The sequence below is a fragment of the Lysinibacillus sp. NPDC097195 genome, from assembly GCF_044762075.1.
Lineage (GTDB): Bacteria > Bacillota > Bacilli > Bacillales_A > Planococcaceae > Lysinibacillus.
On record NZ_JBIWDP010000001.1, the window covers coordinates 1,892,401 to 1,910,523 of the forward strand.

Below are 18,123 nucleotides of genomic sequence, written 5' to 3' on the forward strand. Positions count from 1 at the left end.
TATAAGTAATACTCGATTTATAAGTTAGAAAGAAGGAACAATTATGTTAGAATCAAATAACGTTAATTTGGTTAAATACCCCAGATTAATTGTTGCCGCAATTATTTTAGGCGTCATTTTAAACCCTTTAAATACAACTATGATTACCGTTGCATTGCCAGCCATACAACATGCATTTCAACTTTCCTCTAAAGATATTTCTTTATTAATTTCTTCCTATTTTATTGTCAGTGCAATTTTTTTACCGCTCGCTGGTAAATTAAGTGACCATTATGGTAGAAAAAAAATCTTTCTATCTGGATTAATACTTGTCTCACTTTCCTCTTTATTAGCGCCATTATCTCCCAATATGTTGTTTTTACTAGGAATGAGAACCATACAAGCCATAGGAACCTCAGCTCTTTTCCCAGCTGGAATAGGCATTGTGCGTACCTATATTAATAAAAACCAAAATAGGGTCATTGCAACTATAGCTGTATTCTCCACTACTTCTGCAGCACTTGGACCAACTATTAGTGGCTTATTAATTCAGAATGCTGGTTGGTCGGTAATTTTCTATGTTAATTTTCCCATTATCATAACTTCTGCAATATTGGCTTTTGTATGTATACCTAATGATAAGAAACAAGCCATGACACCATTTAAATGGGATGTTATTGGTATTCTTCTATTTAGTCTCCTATTGACATGTTGGATGGTATTTCTTCAATCATTAGAAAATGGCTTTAATGTAGTTACATTTATGTTGACGATTTTCATTTCACTTTTGTTTTATCACTATGAAAAAAGAAAAAAAGAACCATTTATAAATGTGTTGTTTTTAACGAAAAATCCAAAGATATCTTTTGTGTATCTTCAATTTATCTTAGTCACACTAATCTTTTTCGCTTTAATTTTGTCTATGCCTACTTACCTACAAAAAGTGATGATGCTTGATTCAAAATCAGCTGGAATTATGTTACTTTCTATTTCTATGTTTGCAATGTTGATGACACCAATAGCAACACGATGGATAGAAAAAGCAGGATTTAGAATCCCATTAATGTGTGGTGCGATTGTTGGAATCTTAGGTGTGGGATTACTGTTTGCTTTTAATCAATCGTCAAATTTATTATGGGTGTTTATCGTGTTATCCATCACTGGCATCAGTAATGGTGCATTATCAATTGGTACCCAAAATTCTCTATATTCGATTGTTTCCAAAGAACAAAGTGGTATATCTTCAGGATTATTGCAAACCTCCAGATTTATTGGGAATATACTTGCATCAAGTTTATATGGTGTTATGTTTGCCACTGGGGTAACTGATGCAAATAAAAATTCCATTTCAGTTGTTTTACTAATTGTTTCGCTGTTCATCATACCTACCGTTCTTTATATTACTAAGAAAGATAAAGGTATATAAAGTACGATTAAATTTTAAAGCCAAATCGAAAAATTTGGCTTTTTTAAACTTGATGCATTGAAGCGGTGCTCTAAAAACGGCAATTCTTTGGTAAAAGGTAATTGCATACCCATTAGATACTCCCCGCTAATTTTAATGAAAATTTCTTAATTAGGGTTTATTCCACTGAATAATCTCTACACCCTGAATAGCCACTTCTCCATGGCTTAATAGATGAGGAATAAATGGGAACAGACCAAAGTCACTGCCCTGTTCTTTTTCAGTCCTATAATATTCAATTGTTGCTAGAGGGAGTTCTGTTATTTCTTTATAATCGTCTATATCAATGATCCTAATTTCATCTTGATTTATTTCTTCTGATGGGCCTCTATAATTTTCTTTTGAATAAAGATACATAGCATTATAATTAAATTTTAAATTTTGTATTGGGATTTTATAAAATTGTAGATTCGCCTTCGGTTCGATACCTAAACTTGTAATCGTTTCGTAAATGGAATACGGATGTATAGGTAAAAAATGAAGCACATCATTCCACAAGCAATTTAATTTTGGAACTTGTCTTTTAAGAAGATTTGCTCTTTCAGGGTGATTATAATATTTCATGGAGTATTTTTCGTATAAATGAGGATACGCCTGCTTTAAAGAATTCAACGGAATAAGCATATTTCCAATCATCTCTTGTGGAACCATATGATAGATAAAATTTCCCATTGTCCCCTCTCCCTTGTTTACTCTAAATTATTTGTTGAGAATTCCTCGATAATTTCTACTACTTCCATTTTGCCATTTATCAAAAGTTCAGTAAGCTCGCTTTTAACAATGCTTTTCCAATATTCGTGGGCTTGTTCAATTTTTTGAGAGAAGGGGGCCCCATCTGCTTGTGGTAAAAGATTCGCATTTCCTTCAAAACATTTACCACTAACTCGAAGTTTAACAATTTGTAATACATTGCGATTGTATAAATCAAACACTTCTTTCCATCTCATAACATCGTCGTAGCTTTTTGCAGCGTATAAGCAAGATAATCTTGATGGATAGTCAGAAAAATGTTCAAGTCTAACCATTTCTACTATTACTTCTCTAATAGCTCTGATTGTTTGATCTACATACTTAATCGTAACTTCAGCATTTTCTTTACTTAGGCACAAGCCATCCTTTGTCTTTTGACCATATAAAATTTGGAAAAAATCTTCACCATTCATATTTAATTGTTGCTTTTCAAAAAAGAAGCTATATAAGGTGTTTTTCTGGTTATTGTCAAAGTGAATGATTTGCCCTTTCATCATTTTCTTTCTCGTTACAAGGTGATAAGCAAAAAATTCGTTGTCGTTCATGGTCTACCTCCTTCGCTAATGCCCCCCAAACATTAGCTTTCTTCTTTAATCAAACTACCTCCCGTACTAAATTGATGCTCATTATCAACAGTCTCTATGTAACCCTTAAGTTGGATATTAGGATTATCAATGCCTAACACTGATTGATCTCCAATACCTTCAAAAGGCATTAAAACATGTAATGTAATTTCTTCCCCTGGCTGAATATCTAATTTATTGCCCTCTGCTTCTACCGTGTACTTATTATCTTTCAAACCACTTTCACCTAATTTAATAGGGAATGACACAAAAACATTGTTTTGTTTAATAACAAAATCACTATCATTTTTTAAATTAATCGTATAGGATATGCCATTTTCCAATGTTTCTGTTTTAATTAATGCTAACTTTATTTTTTCTATATCATTTGTCGTAAACGTCTCTTTATTTACACATCCCGATAGCAATACAAGTATTAATAGACTTGTACAAAATAATTTAATTTTCATTCAGGCGCCTCCATATTTAACTATTTTGCGTTGTAATTATTTTTTAGTGTAAATACCATCAATCCAACAATTAATATCGCAAAAGCTCCTAAACCTTTATAGACAAATGGAAGGTAACTTTTTTGATAAGTATATTCGCCTTCTCTGAAAGCTTTTATATATTGACCATTCTCTTCTTGAATTGCAATGGCCGTACCCGTATCTATACCTTTGATTGAATAGTATTTCGTTCCTTTTGAATAAACATTCGAGAAATTACCTTCATATTGTTCCATATCCGAATACTTCGTGACTTTTCCAATTACTTTATCTATATTTTCTACATATTCATCGCTAACGACATAGATATAATCGTCCCATACAACAAAAGGATATGCCCAACTTGTTGCCATTGCTTTGCATGGGAAAAGTAACATGACTACAAAAGCAGAAAGCAATACTGAATATCTCAAGCATAACACCCCTTACTAAAAGAACTTTTATTATAATTAGACGATTAAAACTCCATTACGTTACAAATAATTCCAATTCAATCAAGCCTTATAAAGGACTGCAATGGTTGTTAAAGATAGTTTCTCTACTTTTGCCATGCTTCCAAGACCATCCTTTATTGATAATGTTCGAGATAATTGCCGCCTTCAAAAATTTCTTTTGCGCTTAGAGCAGTCCATTCTTCAGGTGTAACATTTGGGTGTAAATCGAGATAGGATTTCACCATTTTATAGCCCTCACTGTAACCATATGAATAGGGTAGTTCACCCCCTCCGAAATTGATTTCTAGTGACCTCCTAATGTTCGTACTATCTAAATCTCCTACAACTTTTGACCAATTTTCACTGTCGTATGCAGAGAACAACATATCATCATAATAATCAGGATAAACTAATTTATTAAACATCACTGCCTTGCCTTCTAAGACCATGTTATCTAAAACTGTAAAATCTTCATCTCCACTTCCATACTTCTTCTCAGCCCAAATACTATGATGATATTCGTGCGCTGTATCAAACCTTAAATGATTTTCAGTATAATCTTTATTGTAAAGAACGATTATTTTCCCCGCCCCTACCGTGACCATACTAGCATTTACATTAGTGGCTGGAAGAACACATACAGTCGTTTCTATGTCGGATGGAATAAGGTCTGAAGATTTGAAAAGCGCTTCTTTAATCAGCTTTTCTGTTTCTTCTCTATTAATTTTTTCACTTAATAATTGATTATCTGTTAATTGTTCAGGCGCTACGTATAGTGCATCATCTGCCATATGTATATATTCTCCATTTTCAAAACAATCACTAAAGATAGGTTCTATAACCTCTTCTTTATAAATTTCTCGTTTTGATTGTTTTCCGTTACTACTTTCCACTTGCTCTTGATAGTTGTCATAAAGCTTGTAGGCATGGACGATTTTATATTTTTGCTTTGTTTCTGGATGCTCGAATGATGTAACGATACTTTCAGTTTCTTGTTTTTTATGCGACTCTTCTGTCTGTGTACAGGAAGCAAGTATGAGCATGGCACTGAGTAACATATATATTTTCAGAAAGTTCTTCATTAAAACCCATCCTTTTCAAAAAAATGATTGCAAACATATATTACCATATATCACATATTTTCCTCAAAAGTACGGGTATTTATATTTCAAATATCTTCTAAGCCATACACAAGTTCAGCAAGTTTTTTCCCTGCGATGTGAATGTCAACAGTGTCGAGCTTTTTAGCGCCGAGTGTTTCATAAAATTGACAAGCATTATTGTCTTTTAGTACTAAAATGAGCATAGAAGTCCATCCCATTCGCTTTATTTCTTCTACTATGGCTGTCACAAGTGCTCTACCAATCCCTCTACCTTGGTATTCTTGTAAAATATAAATGGCATATAATTCACCTTCAAAACCACTATATTTTCCACTTCTTTCTTTGCCGCCAGATGCGAAACCAACAATGTTTCCTGCATCATTTTCGACAACAAATACCCCGCCATTTGGAATGGTTTTTTGCCAATTCTGTTCACGACTTTCATACGATAAATTGGATAAATAATCATCCGGCACAATGTTGGCATATGTTGTTCTCCAACTGTCGACATGTACTTTCGCTATTGCTTTCGCATCTGTGACATCTGCTTTTCTCATGATAAAATTACTATCCATTTGATCAATCCTCTTTATAGATTCGATTATTTAGCCATAATTACTGGCGATTTAATATGTTCTTTCGGCGATTCGTAGGGGTTTATCGGCGATTTCATGGAGTTTACCAGCGATTCACGACCTTCTATCGGCGATATTTGTGGCTTTTCATACTGATTGAGTGGCGATTGTCACGCATATAGTGGCTTTTCTCACAGGTCTAGTGGCGATCGCCCTCGGCTGCCTGCCATCATATATTCTTTAAATCCAAACATCATTTTCAGCCGTCCTGTCGTTCTGTATTTCACCTGTATTGACAACACCTCTCGGCTCTACAATCATTATTTTGCATTCTTTTTCTGCATAAGGCTTGTGCTCCACACCTTTTGGTATAACATACATTTCACCTGCTGATAGTTTAACCTCACCATCTCGGAAGGCAATTACCATTTCTCCATCCAGAACGATGAATACTTCATCTGTCTCCTGATGTTGGTGCCATACAAAGTCCCCTTGAATTTTAACTAACTTAAACTGATAATCATTCATTTCAGCAATGACTTTAGGAGACCAATGCTGGTTAAACTTCGATAGCTTTTCGCTGAAATTAATAGGATTGTGATTCATATAAATTCCTCCTTTTTTTCCTTATATTACACTTTAGACAAAGGCAAATAAAGTTGTTTTCATTTCCTATTTATAATCAATAAATTAATTTCTGAAAATTATGTTAAAATAAATATAAATGGCAAGGAGGAGTTTACATATGGCAATAGAAAAAGTACGTGAGCATTTTGCACAATGGAATATAGAGCATAAAATTCAGGAACTAAGCGAAAGTTCCGCAACCGTAGAAATGGCCGCTCAGGCACTGGGCTGTGAACCAGAGCGCATCGCTAAAACGCTATCGTTTCTTGTCAATGATGGGGCTATTTTAATTGTAGCTGCGGGTGATGCCAAAATTGACAATGCCAAATATAAGGCCATTTTTGGCGTGAAGGCTAAGATGCTGGCAAAGGAAGAAGTAAATGATCGCATTGGTCATGATATCGGGGGCGTTTGCCCATTCGGTATTAATGAAGGGGTTGCTGTATATTTAGATGAATCGCTTAAACGATTTGCAACAGTTTTCCCCGCATGTGGTAGCAGTAATTCTGCAATTGAACTTAGTATTCAAGAGTTAGAGGGGTATACACCTTATCAACAATGGATTGATGTTTGTAAAGGCTGGAACGACTAACTCAAAAAAATCCACTTAACCTACTGCGTACGCGGTAAGCGAAGTGGATTTTTTATTTTAAAGGACAGCTCTATAACCGACAGCGAGCCAATGTGAGTCCCATTCTGTAATTTGATTGCCCACACGGCAAGACAGACCACAGGCATGATTATCAGCAATAAAAGAACCAATTAGCCATTTCTTTGAATGTAAGCCATCAGCCAGTTGAATATTAATGGATGGCATTTCTACGTATTGCTGGTAAATAAACAAATTATCATCATAGTGCGTATTGGCAGATGCATTTGTTTTCGTGCCGTCACCAGCATAAATTTCAACTGTATTGCCTTCACGAGAATATACAGGCTTTTTTACATAGGGTATTCCCTGTGCTATAAAGGATTGTGGAGATAAGGACGTCGGTAACATGTATTTATTAATTGCAGCCCGTTCCTCCGCATTAAATAACAGTGGATCATTTTTCCGTTCCCAAATAAGCCATAACAAAATTTTAGATTGTAGGACATAGGCAGCTGGTGGATTAATAATCGCGAGCTTACGATCTTTCACAAGCTCCAAAAGCTGCAGGCCAATTTTTTCGCCATCGGGTGCTATATCATCAATTAAAAACTCTACTGGATGTGCAGGGCGATATAAAATATCGATTTTCTCCATAGTAGGGGTATATAGCCCTCTTGTTCTATTTGGTGTATCGTTTGAAAAAATAATGAGCTTGTCGATTGGTACGTATTCAAGTTCAAATGGCACACATGTTTTCAAAAAATTCACCTGACAATACTCCTCAAAGTCTGCTTCAGCCGTTTTCCCGGTAATGACGATTTTAGGCTTTTTCACATCATGTATATAGTGCATGGCGGCAAAAAGTGCTCCAGATAATGTTTTTTGGAGTGCTGACACATCATTTGGATTTTCTACGTGAAAATGCTGACAAAGCTGTTGATTCATCTCGAATGTTTCTTGCACAAGAAAGGGCGTTTCTCCGTTAAGTTCGAGACATTTAATGTGACCGTCCTCTGTACAAATAAAATCGAAACGAGCAAGGATAGACTGTTGCTGTAAATAGTCCAAGTCAATATAGGGCACCATTTCTGCCCGAATTCCTAAAGCACAAAGTTGTTCATCAGATAAATGCTTAAATTGTTTGCCAACTTTTAAAAAGATTTGCCATAGGATGTTGGAGGCATAATACAGCTCGTCAATTTGCTCTTTTGATAGTTCTTTCACATCGTATAAGGCATACTCTAGATCTTCAACATTATAAAAAAAATGAGGAAATTGTGCATAAAATTTTTGCCGTTGCTTACTAAATGTATGATGTTCCATTAGATTCCCCCCATTTTCAATCGATTAGGACGACGAAGAGCCACCTCTAGAAGCACCTCCAGAGCCAAAACCAGATTTACCAGTGCTAGAAGAACTTGAATACGAATTAGAAGTATTACTTGAAGATGAACTAGTACCATTCGAGTATGAACGCTGACCACTCGAATAGGAATTCGTGCCACTAGAATTTGCATTCGTCCCACTCGTCGTTGTGGCATTCGAATTAGTACCATTGGCTGTTGAGCTATTCGATGTGGATTTATTCAAATCTATATTTCCCCCACTTGATGATGCGCCCGTTGAAGACGAAGATGAACCGCCTGTTGTAATGCTATTTGATTTATTCGTAGTGGTCGTTGCTGCTCCAGCTGAACGGCCACTGTTTTCGTCTCTTTCAGTTCCATTTTTTAGATTCTTACTTTTATAAATGGCACTGCCAATCATGGCACCTGCAGTAGCATACATTAAGCCATTAAAGAAATGCTGGGCATAATACGGTGAATTTTCATCTAAACATTCAAACGAACCATCATCGCTTTCTCGCCATTCCTCGCAAGCATCCGCCATTTCACTATTATGTACGTTGAGTAGACCTTCCTCACTAGTAACTTGATTATTATTTGCTGATGTACTCGGCGTATCAACCGGGGTATTCGTTTCCTCCATTGTCTGTGTTTCACTATTGCCACATGCAGATAATTGCATGGCCATGAGTGACGCTGTGGTCACTGCCATATATTTTTTCATTTGTTTCGCCATATTCGCAGTCTCCTTCAACTTGTTAACTATTTTTACGTATAACTTGTTATTTAGTTTCATTTTATTGACAATTTCACGCTATAAATAATAGTACAATAGTATTCTAATAAAAAACGAGCACTCTCTATATTTTATCTCCTTTTCACATAAATGGCATAATATGATAGAATCTATGAGAATATGTATTTACAACATTTTTTTAGAAAACAGGAGTTTTACTATGCCCATTTCGCTTCACCATCTTCGACACGCTACATCCATTCTAACGTTCAATCAAAAAAGAATATTAATTGACCCGATGTTAGGTGATGTTGGCGAACTTGCGCCTGTACCTTTTACTTGGAACTATCGTAAAAATCCATTAACACCATTGCCTGTTGCATTGAACAGTTTTGAACATATCGATGCTATATTACTTACACATCGGCATTTTGACCACTGGGATAAAAAAGCGATAGCCATCCTTAATAAAAACATACCTGTCTTTTGTCAGCCGCGAGATGCCAGAGCAGTACAATCTGCTGGTTTTATCAATGTGATAGCAGTAGAAGATAGTTATGAATGGCAAGGCATTCACATAAAGCGAATACAAGGATCACATGCGCCTGGTCTTACGGGTAGGCTGCTAGGACCGGTTTCAAGCTTTTTCTTACATACAGCGACAGAAGGCTCTATTTTTATACTTAGTGATTGTATTTTTACCCCTACTATTGCACAGGCATTCCGTGAGTTGATGCCAGAAGTGGCCATTTTAAACGTAGCAGAGGCTGAAATGATGTGGGGCACTATTATTACGATGAAACGCGAAGACATTGCACGTATTGCCAATATATCTCCAAGGACGAAGCTGGTTGTCGTCCATCTAGAAACGATTAATCATTGCAAATTAAGTAGAGCTCAACTAACAGATTATCTTAAGGAACAACAGCTAGAACATGCTGTAACAATGCCTAATGATGGAGAAACTTTGCTTCTATACTAGGAGATTTTTTGAGTTTTCAGTAGTTTTTCATCCCTTATCAAAAGTTCACTCGACATAATTTATAGTGTGGAGACTATTTTGAAAAGAGGTTAGTCATTATGAACAGGAATAGAAGATTTGGTTTTTGTTATCCTGGCTATCGCTATTGCGGTCCTGGATGTTCAGGACCTGGCGCACCAATAAACGCTGTTGACTCCTGCTGCAAAAAACATGACGACTGTTATGCTAAATACGGTAGATCAAAATATTGTGATGATCTGTTTCAAAAGTGTTTATTGCCACAAATGAACGCCAACAGCAAGATGAGCAAGGATGCGAAATTATTTTATAAAGTATTTGCATTGCGTAATAACTTCTTTTAATCACCAAAAGCCAAGAATGAGACTGATTGTCCATTCTTGGCTTTTGCCGATTTCATTAAATTGTGTGTAAATTGTTTGAGTGCCTGGCACTTTTATTTGGCACTTTTATTTAATCGGTATCCAAATTTCCGAGTATAAATCTTCACTTGTAGGGTCTTCGTCAGTATAAACTTCTAATTCAGCTGTTCCAGCAGGTTCGTACGGATTAGAAGGGAACCATTCTGAGAAAATTTGCTTCCAAGCATTTTGCATGGCATGCGGCATTGGGCCATGTACTTCAAACACAACCCATTTGGATGCTGGCACCTCCATCGATAACATGTTGTCAGGTACATCCCCGATATGCTCTGTCCCAATCCAATAATCTATTAAATTATTTTCTTTATAGTTTTCGTCCGGTACACAAACACCTAGTACCCCTTTAATTTGTCCGTTATTTAAAGCAAATAATTGTTCGTCCATTCCTTGACGATTTACTTCATCCCAAAATAACGGTATTCCCTGCAAATTCTCGCCTTTTTGGCAATTATAAGTCCTTTTTATGCCTACGACTTGAAACTTTTCTTTTTCTACAATATTATACTTCATTGGTTCTGCTCCTTTCAGACTCACCTGGATTACGAGGCGGTTATATGATTGTAATGGACCTTGCTGTTTACGGGCGTCACTTGGCGTTACGTTATGTTGCTTACGAAAGGCTTTTGTAAAAGCTTCAGGAGAGTCATAGCCATACTTGTAGGCGAGATCGATTATTTTAACATTTGTATTGATTAACTCTTGTGCCGCAAGAGTCAATCTTCTTCGTCTAATATAATCTGCAATGGACATATCCGTAAGAATAGAAAAAGTCCGTTGAAAATGAAAAACAGAGACGTTTACTTCTTGTGCGATATGCTCCATCGTAATCGGTTCGTGCAAATGCTCCTCTATATAATTTATAGCCTTTTGAATCGACTCAATCCAACTCAATTGCCCTCACTCCTTGCTTTTAGGTTATCGTATTTAGATTTTTTCATCCTGTCTTTTTATGCTATCTTTGGACAGATTAAGGCAGTTTTAAGCCTAGTCTACTTTATTTTTTCTGTTTAAATGAATAAATCAGCAATTTTATTAATTATTAGTAGATTCTTAGTATTTAATTAATTTAAAATAAACAGTATTATTAACTATTATAGATATTTCATCTAATGACACAATACGCGGAGGATATGACGATGTTAGAAATAAAAAAAGTTATGACAACACACCCAAAAGAAAAACCTGCAGTAGACCAATTAGGTTTTGGACAATTTTTTACGGACCATATGTTTATAGTCGATTATACAGAAGGAATGGGCTGGCATGATCCACGTATTATTCCATATCAGCCGCTTTCAATAGATCCTTCGGCAATGGTATTCCATTATGGACAAGCTGTCTTCGAAGGCTTAAAAGCATATGCAACAGTGGATAATGAAGTACTATTATTCCGTCCTGACCGCAATTTCAACCGTTTAAATCATTCAAACGAGCGTATCGTCATTCCAGCAATCGATGAAGAACTGGCATTAGAAGCGTTAAAGCAATTAGTAACATTGGATCGCGAATGGGTTCCTACAGCACCGGGAACATCTCTTTATATTCGACCTTTTATTATTGCAACAGAACCACACTTAGGTGTCCACCCTTCTAATAGTTACAAATTTATCATTATTATGTCACCATCTGGCACGTACTACAAAGAAGGCATTAATCCAGTGAAAATTATGGTAGAACAACACTTTGTTCGAGCAGTAGCTGGAGGAACTGGAGAAGCGAAAACAGCTGGTAACTATGCGAGTGCCCTAAAAGGACAGGAAATTGCCCATCAGGAAGGGTACTCACAAACTTTGTGGCTTGATGGCAAGGAACATCGTTATATCGAAGAAGTAGGCAGTATGAATATTTTCTTCAAAATAAATGGTACAGTGATTACACCTGCATTAAATGGTAGCATTTTACCTGGGATTACACGTGATTCCATGCTTCATGTCTTAAAATCAAAAAATATTCCAGTCGAAGAACGTCGCATTTCCATCGACGAAGTGGTAGAGGCTTATCATAACGGTACATTGGAAGAAGCATTTGGTACAGGCACGGCAGCGGTTATTTCACCTGTTGGAGAATTAAAATGGCGAGATGAAAAGATTGTCATTAATAACGGAGAGATTGGTGACATATCACAAATGCTTTATGATACATTAACAGGCATTCAAAATGGTACGCTCGAAGATGCATTCGGTTGGACAATTAAATTATAGAAAACTAGCTTGAACTTACAAAAGTGTTAGATTGCCTAAAGGCAATCTAACACTTTTTTGTGCTACTTTGAACAAAACTCTATAAGCTATTTCATGACATTGAAATAATACCAAAATCGGTATAATCAAACATTTACTTTATAGTTTAATGCTAACTCATCGCCGGGTAGCCCGCGAATTCCCCAATGATGCTTGGGCGTTTCAAAAATTGTAATTTCTATATCTTGAGGGGCTATATTCAGATCACTATAAAGCTTTTCATATAACAATGTAAGTAAGTTGCCAGCGTTCGCCCTTCAAACATACTAATCTCAAGTATTTTATAAGAGTCGGTTCTATCACTTGGATAGTAAAAATCCTCTTTGTTCATCGGGAAAAAGCGAGGGAATTTTTTATCAGTGGGAAGTCCAAGTGCCTCTACCATACAAAAATGAATAATATCCGACAATGTGGCCTTAATAGGATTTAACCTTTCCTGCACACCATAAACTTTAATTTGACTCAAGCTCATCTCACCTTTCTACACTAACACTTCGATAAGAAGCTCGGAAATCCTGTATCATTTTGGCGCTATTCATAAATTTCATCTTGTTTCACAACTAACAGTAAGATAGCTACCGCGATGATTGGAATAATCGTTGCTAAATACAGAGCATGTAACAAGGCGATTGAAGCAAACATTACAATCATTAAGCAATATAAAAGAAACATCCTTTGTTGCCACTGTCTATCTGCTTGTCGCCTTTTAAACAGTAGACTAATGAAGCGATGTAAAACAAAGGCAGTTAAAAACCAATCAAGGAAGTTCGTAAATGGAATGTCGTAATAGTAGCCCCCCTCCTCCCAAATCCAGTAACTTTTGACCTTGAAAGAGACAGGATCAAGCACTAAATCGAATACAACTGCTAAAAGACCAGCAAGGATAGAGTGTATCCAACGATTTGTGAGAGGCATGGCACGTACAATTGCATCAGAAGTCGCAAGAACCATAATCCAAGCAAAACCTATTGCAACAGGTACACCCAACAGATTAGGTGCAAAATATTGAGTATAATGATAAGAGCCAAAGAACACCGAATGAGCTGATCCTAAATATTCCACAATAAAGGTGATTATAAAAATAAGGATGCTTATAGTCAGACCTTGCCCTACCCCAAATCCACGAACAAAATAAATAATTCCTAGTATGCCAGCGGTAATAATAAACACACTATTTGCCCATTCCAGCCATGTTGGCAATAGGTTAAACCCTACTAAAATAACACCGAAGCTATACCAAGTAAGAAAAAAATAAAAAATGGAATGCTGCCACCTCATAAAGTTGTGCTACACCACCTTTATTGATTTTGATTTACAGCTTCAGTGCAATTAAAGTGGAAAACTAGATTAATAGACTAATGTTATTAAATTTGCACAACATCTATGCCACTGCCATGTCCTGTTGTCGTTTTAGGATCAAATAATTCAACTTTTGGTAATGGCTTAATCGTTAATTCCGGCATTTTCTCTTTTCTTAAAATACCATTTGCCGTAATACGAGCAGACTCTAAAATAATTGGCAACCCACTGCCTGGGTGTGTTCCGCCACCTACTAACCAACAGTTTTCTAACTCTTCAAATTGGTTATGTGGACGGAATGTTAGCATTTGTGTTAACTGATGACCTAGATTAAAAGTCGCTCCTTTATAGACATCTATCTCTTCTTCCCAAACACGTGGTGAGATCATTTTTTCAACTTCAATATATTGTTCAAGATTGTCAATTCCCAGTTTCTTTTCTAGCATGGCGATTAACATATCACGATAGTCTTTTTCACATGTCTCCCAATCTATGTTACTGAAATTATTTGGCACAGGAGCTAACACATACAATGTTGATTTCCCTTGCGGTGCAACCGTTGGATCTGTTACAACAGCATTTTGAATATAGATAGATGGATCATCGGATAACACTTTGGCATTCGTAATATCTTCAACATTTTGTCGATAGTCCTCTGCGAACCAAATTGTATGGTGTGGCAAATCAAATGTTTTATTTACCCCTAGATATAACATAAATGTTGAACACGAATATTTTTTCTTCTCTAACTTTTGTTTTGAATATTTTTTCAGTACACCAGGTTCCACTAAGTTGGTCATTGCATGCGCAAAATCACCGTTAATAATGACATCATCCGCCGCAATTTTATCCCCATTTTCTAAAATAACACCTTTCACTTTACGTCCGTCTAACCATAGCTTTGCTACACCTAGACCTGTAAAAATTTCACCGTCATTTTCACGCACAACTTTAGCCATCGCTTGCGTTAACTTGTTCAAGCCGCCTTTTACATGATATACGCCATAAGCATGCTCGATATACGACAGAATAGAAAAAGCACCAGGACTTTCCCATGGAGACATCCCTAAATATTTTGCTTGGAAAGTAAACGCAAGCTGTAATTCCTCTTGTTTGTAATAACGAGATAATGTATCGATTAAAGATTTACCGACTTCTAGCTCACCTAAAGCTTTTAAAACCTTAGGCTGTAGCAAGTCTGTAAAACGGTTCATACTCGTTTGTAAAACAGGTGCTAATTTTTCTAACTTGCGATTGGTTTCCATCATGTAACGTTCATAGCTTCCTTCATTCCCTGGGAAGAGCTCGTTAATTTGACGAATCATTTCGCCTCTATCACGTGTCATCTTAATTTTTTTATCATTAAAAATAAGTTCGTACATAGGATTTAAGTCAATTAGCTCTATGTAGTCATGAATATTGCGCCCCGTAAGTTCAAAAATCTCCTCTACGATATACAGCATATTTAAAAAAGTAGGACCCATATCAAACTTATAATCCCCTAGTTGAATTTCACTCGTTCTCCCACCAATATAATTCTTTTTTTCGAACACTTTCACATTAAAGCCCTTGGCAGTTAGCAACACAGCTGATGCTAAGCCTCCTGGGCCAGCTCCGATAATAATGATGTCTTTTTTCTTTTTCATTATAAAACCCTCCCCCATGCATTAAGGTAGTTCTCTTTATTTTTAGTTGGTCAAGTTGTTGTATAAGCAAATCGTTTTCGAATTATACAACAATTCTACAAAGATTATACAACTGCTATACAAAAATTTGCAAATAATTTAAGCCTTAAAAAAAATACAAAAAAAATATCTAGGACAAAAGCTTGTCTAATGCAAACTTTTATCCTAGATATTGTTGTTTATTAGCGTTGAGGATTTAAACTAGGTTTCCCAAATAGGTAACCTTGAAAAAGCTGATAGCCATTTTCTTTAAGCCATTCAAAGTCTTCTCTGCTTTCAATCCCCTCTGCTAATGGGGTGGCATTGACTTCAAACGCTTTTGCTAAAAACTGTTTAGCAACTGTTTGTTTTTCACTATCCTTACTAACACCTTGCACATATTTAATGTCTAATTTCATGTAATGAGGCTGTAAATCTGCAAGCATTTCTAACGTATTATAACCTTCACCAACATCATCTAAGGCATACTGAAAACCTTTTTGTTTATAGTAATTTAAAATCGATTTCAAATGGTCAATATCATCAACCTTGTCGGATTCCACTACTTCAAAAACAAATTGATTAGGATTTATCCCTAATTGATTCGCCAATTGAACCGTTGTCTGTAAACAAAACTCTGGGGAATAAATGGATGTAGGAATAAAATTGATAAACGTCTTTTTCTTTAATACTGCTGCATAGCTGACGGCTGCCATTCTACATATGCGATCTAATGCATATAGACGACCACGGCTTCTTGCTGCAGTAAAAATTTCGTTCGGATAGATAAGCGTGCCATCTTCTCTTGGAAATCTAGATAATATTTCATAGGCATAGATTTCTTCACTTGCATCAACAATTGGCTGTGAATAGCTAATTACCGATTTCTTGCGTATGACTTCATCAATCCACTTCATTTCTAAAATGTCTTCAATTTCTGAAATAGGCTGCCATTCTCTATTTTCTAAACGAAAATTAACATGCTCTTTGTCCATATAATCGAGGCAAAAATCAAGAAACTCCCTAACGCCTGACTCGTGAATAACAAAATAATCTTCATTTGCCGAAATCAAAAAACCTCGTCTTTTAAAATGGTTCACAACCTTCTCCATCATTGATAGATTTTGATTGCCCTTTAACTGAATATCATACTGTAACTCTAAAACTAAGCAGCTTTTGCAAGGCATTTATTCGTCCCCCTAGTAAATTGAAGTAGCGAACAATAGTGATCGCTTAAGCATATTGCACTAAAAAACTGCTTCTCCCCTAGATTTCGTTAAATTATACAAAATTCCTTCTTACAAGTGCTATTCTTTTGTTGTTATATTTATCGTAATCACGGGAAAGGTTTTCATTACTTGGCCTCATAGGCTGACTTAGGCAACGCGGTTCTATTAGAAATTGGTGGAATAGAAAATACATTAGAAGAGGAATATAGAACTGCGGATATTCTTGCAAATATTATTGAAGAAATACTTGTGCAGTAAAACGGAACAAGAGCGTTTCATATAGTGCTTGAAACGCTCCTTTCTTACGCATTACTCGGTTGAGTGGCTTTTTCTATGCAATTAATTTTCCAAAAAACAATTGTAGTACTATCTCTTACATTATTTTTTTGAATGGTGTTCAACATACAAAGAATACTTTCCTCATCTTTCATGTTCGTAACAGCATTATAAATGTTTCTCGGATTCGAGTATGGTTCATTCGGGCATTCGATTAGACCATCTGTCGTTAGCAAAATGCGGTTTTCCCCTTCTCTTAATTCCCTAATCCCAACACTGTAACACGGCACTGCCAAATCAAACGTGTTCACTTGTCCTATCCATTCATAAAACTGCCTTTGATTTATCTGAAACTGACCGAGTGCAGCTAGATCTGGGTGAAATAAATATAAAATACAGTCACCCACTGAAAACCACCATACATATTTATGTTTTCTAACTACGATTAAACAGGCTGTTTCTCCTGTTACATTCCGGCAAGCATTTAGGAACTCACCAGATTGAAACATGGAGACTATTTTTTCTTCAAGTTTTCCAAACATTTGTTGCGTAGCTGGGGATGCTAATAAATTTTTAAGTTGCATCTTCTCCGCATTGAAAAGCTCTACAATTATTTCAGCACTCTCGGCTGTATTATGTGCATCCAAAATAATAGCGAATTCCCAATCTTCCTCATCACTACACCATATTAAACAGCCATCTTCATTTTTAGATTGCCCTGCACCTGAATTACCTCCATATCTCCCAACAATCATGTGATGATATGGTTGAATATTTATCTGATCAACAAAATCTTTTTGGCTTCCAACCCAACTCAAATCCTCAAAAAGATTATTCATATGGATGATCCTCTAAATAACTTTTGATACGACGACAAAGTGCAAGAACAGCCTCCTCGTCTCCCATCGGCGCATCTACCCAATCATAAACTTCCATTGGTCCCCAGTATTCTTTCGGTGTATTCGGATAACGAGCAACAATATGCATATGAAGATGTGGCACTGAATTTCCAGAAACAAGTGAATAAACATGCTCAGCATGTTCAGACTCCATTAGCGCCTTGCTCACTCTAGCCATTATAACGCCAAATGCCTTTGCTTCATTCACAGTCATATCAGCTAGTGTTGGCACATGTCTTTTTAAATCAATCATAATATGACCTAAGTAATTAGGTTTACCATTTCTATCAATATGACCGACGTAAATATAGTCATCTTCGTATATCATTTCTCCTGATGTTGCTATAATCCCCGCGTGTTTATCGCAAATAAAACAATTGTTCATACCCCTTCGCCCCCTATGTTGTATCCTGTT

22 protein-coding genes and 1 pseudogene are annotated in these 18,123 nt (G+C 36.1%); 6 read left to right on the forward strand and 17 right to left on the reverse strand.

Annotated elements, in window-relative coordinates:
- Nucleotides 1–43: 43 nt before the first annotated feature.
- Nucleotides 44–1,405: an MFS transporter gene (locus tag ACIQXI_RS09790; RefSeq protein ID WP_402923974.1), complete on the forward strand. Its 1,362-nt coding sequence runs from the start codon at nucleotides 44–46 to the stop codon at nucleotides 1,403–1,405.
- A gap of 150 nt (nucleotides 1,406–1,555) precedes the next feature.
- Here ACIQXI_RS09790 and ACIQXI_RS09795 read toward each other — a convergent pair whose 3' ends face one another.
- The 7 genes from ACIQXI_RS09795 to ACIQXI_RS09825 form a co-directional block, all read right to left on the reverse strand.
- Nucleotides 1,556–2,116: a group-specific protein gene (locus tag ACIQXI_RS09795; RefSeq protein ID WP_402923976.1), complete on the reverse strand. Its 561-nt coding sequence runs from the start codon at nucleotides 2,114–2,116 to the stop codon at nucleotides 1,556–1,558.
- A 17-nt stretch (nucleotides 2,117–2,133) separates the two neighbouring features.
- Nucleotides 2,134–2,739: a DUF2441 domain-containing protein gene (locus ACIQXI_RS09800; protein ID WP_402923979.1), complete on the reverse strand. Its 606-nt coding sequence runs from the start codon at nucleotides 2,737–2,739 to the stop codon at nucleotides 2,134–2,136.
- Nucleotides 2,740–2,771: 32 nt separating this feature from the next.
- Nucleotides 2,772–3,227 (reverse strand): hypothetical protein, encoded by a 456-nt coding sequence (locus tag ACIQXI_RS09805; RefSeq protein ID WP_402923981.1) that lies wholly within the window; start codon nucleotides 3,225–3,227, stop codon nucleotides 2,772–2,774.
- Between the two features lie 20 nt (nucleotides 3,228–3,247).
- Nucleotides 3,248–3,679, reverse strand: coding sequence for a hypothetical protein (locus tag ACIQXI_RS09810; RefSeq protein ID WP_402923984.1), 432 nt, complete (start codon nucleotides 3,677–3,679; stop codon nucleotides 3,248–3,250).
- A 155-nt stretch (nucleotides 3,680–3,834) separates the two neighbouring features.
- The gene (locus ACIQXI_RS09815) at nucleotides 3,835–4,782 is read right to left on the reverse strand and encodes a DUF2268 domain-containing putative Zn-dependent protease (protein WP_402923986.1); all 948 of its coding nucleotides are present in this window, start codon (nucleotides 4,780–4,782) and stop codon (nucleotides 3,835–3,837) included.
- Nucleotides 4,783–4,868: 86 nt separating this feature from the next.
- Nucleotides 4,869–5,378, reverse strand: a complete 510-nt coding sequence (locus ACIQXI_RS09820; protein WP_402923989.1) for a GNAT family N-acetyltransferase — start codon at nucleotides 5,376–5,378, stop codon at nucleotides 4,869–4,871.
- 240 nt (nucleotides 5,379–5,618) lie between these two features.
- Complete coding sequence (locus ACIQXI_RS09825; protein ID WP_402923992.1) at nucleotides 5,619–5,984, reverse strand: cupin domain-containing protein; 366 nt, start codon at nucleotides 5,982–5,984, stop codon at nucleotides 5,619–5,621.
- A gap of 139 nt (nucleotides 5,985–6,123) precedes the next feature.
- Here ACIQXI_RS09825 and ACIQXI_RS09830 point away from each other — a divergent pair, with 139 nt between their 5' ends.
- Nucleotides 6,124–6,597 (forward strand): YbaK/EbsC family protein, encoded by a 474-nt coding sequence (locus ACIQXI_RS09830; protein ID WP_402923995.1) that lies wholly within the window; start codon nucleotides 6,124–6,126, stop codon nucleotides 6,595–6,597.
- A gap of 57 nt (nucleotides 6,598–6,654) precedes the next feature.
- On the opposite strand, the gene ACIQXI_RS09835 is transcribed toward ACIQXI_RS09830, so the two are convergent.
- The gene (locus ACIQXI_RS09835) at nucleotides 6,655–7,920 is read right to left on the reverse strand and encodes a glutathionylspermidine synthase family protein (RefSeq protein ID WP_402923998.1); all 1,266 of its coding nucleotides are present in this window, start codon (nucleotides 7,918–7,920) and stop codon (nucleotides 6,655–6,657) included.
- A 24-nt stretch (nucleotides 7,921–7,944) separates the two neighbouring features.
- Nucleotides 7,945–8,679 carry a hypothetical protein gene (locus tag ACIQXI_RS09840; RefSeq protein WP_402924001.1) on the reverse strand — a complete coding sequence of 245 codons (735 nt, stop codon included), beginning with the start codon at nucleotides 8,677–8,679 and terminating at the stop codon, nucleotides 7,945–7,947.
- 220 nt (nucleotides 8,680–8,899) lie between these two features.
- On the opposite strand from ACIQXI_RS09840, the gene ACIQXI_RS09845 reads away from it, so the two are divergent.
- Complete coding sequence (locus ACIQXI_RS09845) at nucleotides 8,900–9,661, forward strand: MBL fold metallo-hydrolase (RefSeq protein ID WP_402924004.1); 762 nt, start codon at nucleotides 8,900–8,902, stop codon at nucleotides 9,659–9,661.
- A gap of 98 nt (nucleotides 9,662–9,759) precedes the next feature.
- Nucleotides 9,760–10,023 carry a Parvovirus coat protein VP1-like protein gene (locus ACIQXI_RS09850; RefSeq protein WP_402924007.1) on the forward strand — a complete coding sequence of 88 codons (264 nt, stop codon included), beginning with the start codon at nucleotides 9,760–9,762 and terminating at the stop codon, nucleotides 10,021–10,023.
- Nucleotides 10,024–10,128: 105 nt separating this feature from the next.
- Here the strand turns inward: ACIQXI_RS09850 and ACIQXI_RS09855 are convergent, their stop codons facing one another.
- On the reverse strand, nucleotides 10,129–10,992 hold the full coding sequence (locus tag ACIQXI_RS09855; protein ID WP_402924010.1) for an AraC family transcriptional regulator: 864 nt from the start codon (nucleotides 10,990–10,992) through the stop codon (nucleotides 10,129–10,131).
- Between the two features lie 245 nt (nucleotides 10,993–11,237).
- Between ACIQXI_RS09855 and ACIQXI_RS09860 the strand changes: the two genes are divergently transcribed.
- Nucleotides 11,238–12,302, forward strand: a complete 1,065-nt coding sequence (locus ACIQXI_RS09860) for a branched-chain amino acid aminotransferase (protein ID WP_402924013.1) — start codon at nucleotides 11,238–11,240, stop codon at nucleotides 12,300–12,302.
- 125 nt (nucleotides 12,303–12,427) lie between these two features.
- Here ACIQXI_RS09860 and ACIQXI_RS09865 read toward each other — a convergent pair whose 3' ends face one another.
- The 5 genes from ACIQXI_RS09865 to ACIQXI_RS09885 all read right to left on the reverse strand — a co-directional run bounded on the left by ACIQXI_RS09865 (nucleotide 12,428) and on the right by ACIQXI_RS09885 (nucleotide 16,491).
- A complete protein-coding gene (locus ACIQXI_RS09865) occupies nucleotides 12,428–12,571 on the reverse strand; it encodes a tautomerase family protein (protein WP_402924016.1) in 144 nt (47 codons plus the stop codon).
- Complete coding sequence (locus tag ACIQXI_RS09870; RefSeq protein ID WP_402924019.1) at nucleotides 12,541–12,807, reverse strand: tautomerase family protein; 267 nt, start codon at nucleotides 12,805–12,807, stop codon at nucleotides 12,541–12,543. The genes ACIQXI_RS09865 and ACIQXI_RS09870 overlap by 31 nt, the downstream gene beginning before the upstream one ends.
- A gap of 65 nt (nucleotides 12,808–12,872) precedes the next feature.
- Nucleotides 12,873–13,619: a carotenoid biosynthesis protein gene (locus ACIQXI_RS09875; RefSeq protein WP_402924021.1), complete on the reverse strand. Its 747-nt coding sequence runs from the start codon at nucleotides 13,617–13,619 to the stop codon at nucleotides 12,873–12,875.
- Nucleotides 13,620–13,705: 86 nt separating this feature from the next.
- Complete coding sequence (locus ACIQXI_RS09880) at nucleotides 13,706–15,286, reverse strand: phytoene desaturase family protein (RefSeq protein WP_402924023.1); 1,581 nt, start codon at nucleotides 15,284–15,286, stop codon at nucleotides 13,706–13,708.
- A gap of 221 nt (nucleotides 15,287–15,507) precedes the next feature.
- Entirely contained in the window at nucleotides 15,508–16,491 is a 984-nt protein-coding gene (locus tag ACIQXI_RS09885; RefSeq protein ID WP_402924025.1) for an EAL domain-containing protein, read from the reverse strand.
- Nucleotides 16,492–16,698: 207 nt separating this feature from the next.
- On the opposite strand from ACIQXI_RS09885, the pseudogene ACIQXI_RS09890 reads away from it, so the two are divergent.
- Nucleotides 16,699–16,791: pseudogene (locus ACIQXI_RS09890) on the forward strand (hypothetical protein); the annotation flags it as partial.
- A gap of 44 nt (nucleotides 16,792–16,835) precedes the next feature.
- Here the strand turns inward: ACIQXI_RS09890 and ACIQXI_RS09895 are convergent.
- Both ACIQXI_RS09895 and ACIQXI_RS09900 read right to left on the reverse strand, forming a co-directional pair.
- Nucleotides 16,836–17,648, reverse strand: coding sequence for a PP2C family serine/threonine-protein phosphatase (locus ACIQXI_RS09895; protein WP_402924027.1), 813 nt, complete (start codon nucleotides 17,646–17,648; stop codon nucleotides 16,836–16,838).
- Complete coding sequence (locus ACIQXI_RS09900) at nucleotides 17,641–18,093, reverse strand: HIT family protein (protein WP_402924030.1); 453 nt, start codon at nucleotides 18,091–18,093, stop codon at nucleotides 17,641–17,643. Before ACIQXI_RS09900 ends, ACIQXI_RS09895 begins: the two co-directional genes overlap by 8 nt.
- Nucleotides 18,094–18,123 lie beyond the last annotated feature (30 nt).